The sequence below is a fragment of the Methylobacterium sp. E-046 genome, assembly GCF_022829625.1.
GTDB lineage: Bacteria > Pseudomonadota > Alphaproteobacteria > Rhizobiales > Beijerinckiaceae > Methylobacterium > Methylobacterium longum.
The window spans coordinates 1-4548 of record NZ_JAKSYP010000113.1; the positions used below are offsets into that span (position 1 = coordinate 1).

Consider the following 4548-nt stretch of genomic DNA (forward strand, 5'->3'; position numbering starts at 1 on the left):
GACAAGGCGGCCAAGGATGGCTTGGCGTGATCCCCATGCGCCGCTCCTTCGCGCTCCTGGCCGCTCTAGCCACCCTCGCCTGCCTTCCTGCTGCGGTTGGTGCCCAGACCCCGTCGGGGCCGCCGCGAAAGCCTGCGGAAGGCACGACGCCCGCGGGCGAGGAGGCCGCATCCGCGGTCGGACCCGGCAGTGCTCGATCGCTGCCGGCAGCGCGCGGACAGCCAGAAGCTCAAGGAAGGGCCAGAGCGGAAGGCCTTCATGGGGACGTGCGTCACACCGGAGGATTGAAGCGCGGCTTCGCTCAGCTTCTCCTGCCTCTTTTGAGAACCCACTCCCCGAGTGTCCCTTGAACGCGTTCGCTCGTCGGATGTAGCCGACCACGGTCCGCGGATCCCGGTGGCCCGACTGATCCATGATGCAATCATGCAGACGTCTACCTGCCATCTTGCGGATATCTAGCGGAAATCATGCGCGTAGATTTCTAGCGTCTATCGAAGGCCTCGACCGCCATTTCCAGCGCCTCCGCGATGGTGATCCGGCGATGGTAGGCGATCCGGCGCAACGCTTCGTGAGCCTCCGGCTTGATCCTGGTGGCGAACGGCTCCCGGCCGGTCCGCCGGAGCGTGCGGCCGTCCACCTTGCCCGGATCGAACGCGGCTGGCGGCGGGGCGGCTTCTGCTGGAGCCGCCTGCACGGGCGCCAGTTGGGCAGGGGACGCGGGCTCGGCCGATGCGACCGCCTCCAGCTCCGGCGCGGCCGGGGAAATAGGCTCGACCTGCTCGACGGCCACGTCCTGCTCTTCCTGATCCTGCGCCGCCATCAGGCGAGCGACGGCTTCCGCATCTATGCTGGCGCGATTTCGGGGTTTCGGGGCCATCACAACGACTCCAGGCGGGCGCGAACTGCGGTGGCGAGCGCAGCGAACTCATGACCGGACGGGGACTCAGGCGGAACCGCCTCCCCTGCCGACAGGGCGTCGGCGACGATCGCCTTCAAGGTGATCGGCGGCGCCACGGGTTCGGTGAGGCCGGCCAGCGTTCCGACGACATCGCGCCCGGAGCCGGTACGGCGGTCTACGCGGGACGGGACGACCAGGATATCTGGCCGCCCTCGCCCTCCTGCCTTCCGGTGGCGGCGCACGATCCCGACGGTCTCGGCCGCGCCGCGAATATCGAGCATCGAGGCGCCGACCGGGATCAGCGCCAGGTCGACGATAGCCACCACAGCTCCGAACGCGGCGCCCAGCGCCCCGGGCGCGTCGATCACAACGAAGTCGGCATCCTGCGCCCGCACGGACTTGGTCCAGGCTGCGACCGCCTTCGCCTCGACCTCTTCGAGGAGCTGCGCTGCGACCGGGAAGGGCAGCAGGCCCATCTCGCCGACCGCTACGGCGTGGCCGGCCGGGTCGGCATCCAGAACCACGACCTTCGCGCCGTCACGCGTCAGCACGGCCGCGAGGTTCAGGGCGATCGACGTTTTGCCGACGCCGCCCTTCGTTGAGGCCAATCCGATCAGCTTCGCCATGCAGCAACCTATCCGCCAGATATCCGCTATCTGTCCGCAAGAAAGTTTCTTTCTGGCTACCATCCAGATGCCAGATTACGGTTAACGGGCCGTTAACCTCTGGGCCGCAGATTGCAAATCGTGTCAGCGGCCACCTTGGACCTGCAGCTGATCGAGCCGGGCAGGGCCTACCAATGATTGAGACTGCTCTCCTTGCCGCCCTGACGGCAGCACTAAGTGCCGCAGCCGTCAGCGCCGTCAGCGGGCCCGGAGCCGAATGACCACCGCAGCTTTTCTCGTGATGCTGGCCGGCACGCTGGGTGCCATCGGTATCGCGGTTCTGGCGCTCGAGCAGGCGCCGCTACGCCGTCGATGACACCTGCGCCTGACGCCGACCGCCTCACCCTTGAGCTTGAGGTGGCGGAACTCCGCCAGCAGCTGGCAGCCGCCCAGGATATGCTGGTGGAGACCGCAATCGACGCCGGCCAGCTACACGCCCGGATCGACAGTCTGCAGAACGAACTGGTCCGCGTGCGGGCCGATCGGGACGCTTGGCGCGCTGCAGCTCGGGCGGGTAGAGCGGTAGCTTAAGCGGCTGGCTCGGCCATCTCGACCACCTCGCAGGTATCGGCCCGCAGCCGCCAGTCTACGATGCTGGCGGCCCGGCAGAACATCGTCTTGGCTGCGTCGGCAGCTGCCTCCCCGTAGCTGGCAGGCACAATGCTCTGTTGCTGTATGATCTGGCGGTCGTAGCCGCGACCATCTGAAACTGTCTTGTGAAATTTGACGAGGAACGTGCGCATGGCGTGCACCCCGGTTCGAGTCGGCGGGGAGCTTAGAACTACGTAGGGCAGGGCGCTATATGCGGTGCCACGTTCAGCCCCCCAGACATGACGCAGCGGGCCTCCTTTGTAGCTCAAGCCTTAATCGAGATGTTGCCTGTGCCGCATTTTAGTTTCAATGTAACTTGCAAAATAATTATAGAATTTTTTGTAATGAGATCCCTTAACCGATACAAGTTCATCTGCCTCTTTCTGTTGTTCTATTGATAAATACCCCCAAGTACGGACAACGTATCGGTGATGCATCTCTTCGGATCTAATACATTGGGCAATTTGTTCTCGATATTTTAGGCTGTCACAGGCTTGCCCAATCGCGTGTTCAGGCACGGGCAGATAGTTGTCGTCGGTCCGCGGCACTGGATAGGGAACGGTGTCCGCGGTGGCCGCGGTGGCCGAAAGCAGCAGGGCGACGGCGCATGCGGTGGCGCGGGTTCGTGTCATGAGTCGGCGTCCTTATAGGCTCGTCCGACTGAATGCTGTCACAAACCCATTAAGCTAAGGGTTCAAGAGTAGAGCGGGTTCAGCGGCTTGTCTCACGACAAGACGCCGGCACACATTCGGCGCTAGCGGGTGCCCTCTTCGAGGAACGCGACCTCCTCGTCTCGCACGTACACCCCGCGCTTCGCCATCCTGCATTCCGCTGTACGGCCGAGATGTAGAACAAGCCGGAAACGCGGTTAGGAGAGGGACCAAGAACACGGTCACCACTCAGGAGCGTGTCATGGCAACACGCGAACAGAACAGCACGTGTTGCCTGCCTGTAAATTATGCTGTGCAAGGATGACCGCAGCGCTCGGCCCGGGGGCCGAGCGCCGGAAGACCCGCACCGAGGCCTACTCCCCCCCTGGCCTCGGTGCAGCCTCGTCGGCGCAGTCGTGCTCAGAGCTTGTCGTCTGGCTCGGTCGGCTCCACGCTCGTGCCCAATGCACCACCGTTCACCATAGTCGCGGTGGGTTTGCCCCCGCTTGCTGAGCCCGTACGTTCAGCGGTCCGTATATCCGATTGGTGGCGCTGCTCGCGGGTTTTTTCCCGACGCGTTGGGATGTACCGCCAAGGCGCCGTAGCTTCACCCAAGCGAAGAGCGGTCGGCGAACGATTAAAAAACGCAGCGAGCACAACCCACGGCACAACAAATGTAATAAATGCGGCCAGACCCATGGCGATCCTCCTGTAAAAATTTGGGTATTTTAAATAAACCTCGGGCGAGCAGCATTTGATCCTCACTGTTGTATTCGCCGCACCTGGGTCGCAGTCCACACCCCGCCCCGGGCGGCTGGGATGCCCCGGGCGTTCAGCGCACCCGCGATCTGGCGAAGGGAAACGGCGCCTTCGGCACGCACGGCGGCGATCACCGGCGCGAGATCCAGAGCGCGTTCCTCGGCCCGCTGCGTCTGGCGCGCACGGCTGCGCACCTGACCGACCTCGCGGTTCGACAGGTTCTCCGGCTTGCCCAAGCGGACGCCCCGGGCCTTCGCCGCCGCCAGCGCGGCCTTGGTGCGGGCGCTGATCATCTTGCGCTCGGCCTGGGCGACCACGGCCATGATGCCGACCACTAACTCGTTCGCCTCGGGCATGTCGGCCGCCACGAACCGGACGCCGGCCTTCTGGAGGTTCAGGAGAAAGGCGGCATCGCGGGACAGCCGATCGAGCTTGGCGATGACCAGCGTGGCCCCGTGCAGTCGGCACAGCGCCATGGCTTCCGAGAGGCGAGGGCGGTTGTCCCGGGAGCCGCTCTCGACCTCGACCAGCTCTGCAACGTGGCGCCAGGAGCCACCCGCGAGGAAGTCGGCCACGGCTCGCCGCTGCGCCTCCAGCCCGAGCCCGGATCGGCCTTGCCGTTCGGTCGAGACCCGCAGGTAGGAGACGAAGGCGGAAGCCATGCTGATTTCGCGGGGTGTCTCGTTGGGTCGAACGAGCGTTTAACCGGATGAAACACCCCCGCGCGATGACGCCGGGGACACACCGAGGCTTCCTCGGAACTGCCTTGGAGCCTATTCAGGACTATTCGTCGCGGTGCGGTCGGAGATGCGCAAGGCTGGGCGAGCCGCGATGCTACGGCCGCCCGGCTGTTCCTGACCCTCAAACAGGGTGTGGCATTGGTTCTCTGGTACGGATTGCTGCGGCATGGCACCTCGTGAGGATGACCAAGCCCAAGGCTCAGACCTGCGAGGCGAAGATCGAAGGTACGTGGCGTCCCATCAGC

6 protein-coding genes are annotated in these 4548 nt (G+C 64.7%); 1 reads left to right on the forward strand and 5 read right to left on the reverse strand.

The window, feature by feature from the left end; all coding sequences use genetic code 11:
* Positions 1-189: 189 nt before the first annotated feature.
* The gene (locus MKK82_RS34380) at positions 190-288 is read left to right on the forward strand and encodes a PsiF family protein (protein WP_409566786.1); all 99 of its coding nucleotides are present in this window, start codon (positions 190-192) and stop codon (positions 286-288) included.
* A gap of 193 nt (positions 289-481) precedes the next feature.
* Here MKK82_RS34380 and MKK82_RS10515 read toward each other — a convergent pair whose 3' ends face one another.
* From MKK82_RS10515 to MKK82_RS10540, 5 genes are all read right to left on the reverse strand, one after another.
* A complete protein-coding gene (locus tag MKK82_RS10515) occupies positions 482-820 on the reverse strand; it encodes a hypothetical protein (RefSeq protein WP_243985570.1) in 339 nt (112 codons plus the stop codon).
* 56 nt (positions 821-876) lie between these two features.
* Positions 877-1524 (reverse strand): ParA family protein, encoded by a 648-nt coding sequence (locus tag MKK82_RS10520; RefSeq protein ID WP_243985572.1) that lies wholly within the window; start codon positions 1522-1524, stop codon positions 877-879.
* A gap of 566 nt (positions 1525-2090) precedes the next feature.
* Positions 2091-2306: a hypothetical protein gene (locus MKK82_RS10530; RefSeq protein ID WP_243985574.1), complete on the reverse strand. Its 216-nt coding sequence runs from the start codon at positions 2304-2306 to the stop codon at positions 2091-2093.
* Between the two features lie 120 nt (positions 2307-2426).
* The gene (locus MKK82_RS10535) at positions 2427-2786 is read right to left on the reverse strand and encodes a hypothetical protein (RefSeq protein ID WP_243985576.1); all 360 of its coding nucleotides are present in this window, start codon (positions 2784-2786) and stop codon (positions 2427-2429) included.
* Positions 2787-3565: 779 nt separating this feature from the next.
* Entirely contained in the window at positions 3566-4225 is a 660-nt protein-coding gene (locus MKK82_RS10540; protein WP_243985578.1) for a recombinase family protein, read from the reverse strand.
* Positions 4226-4548: the final 323 nt, after the last annotated feature.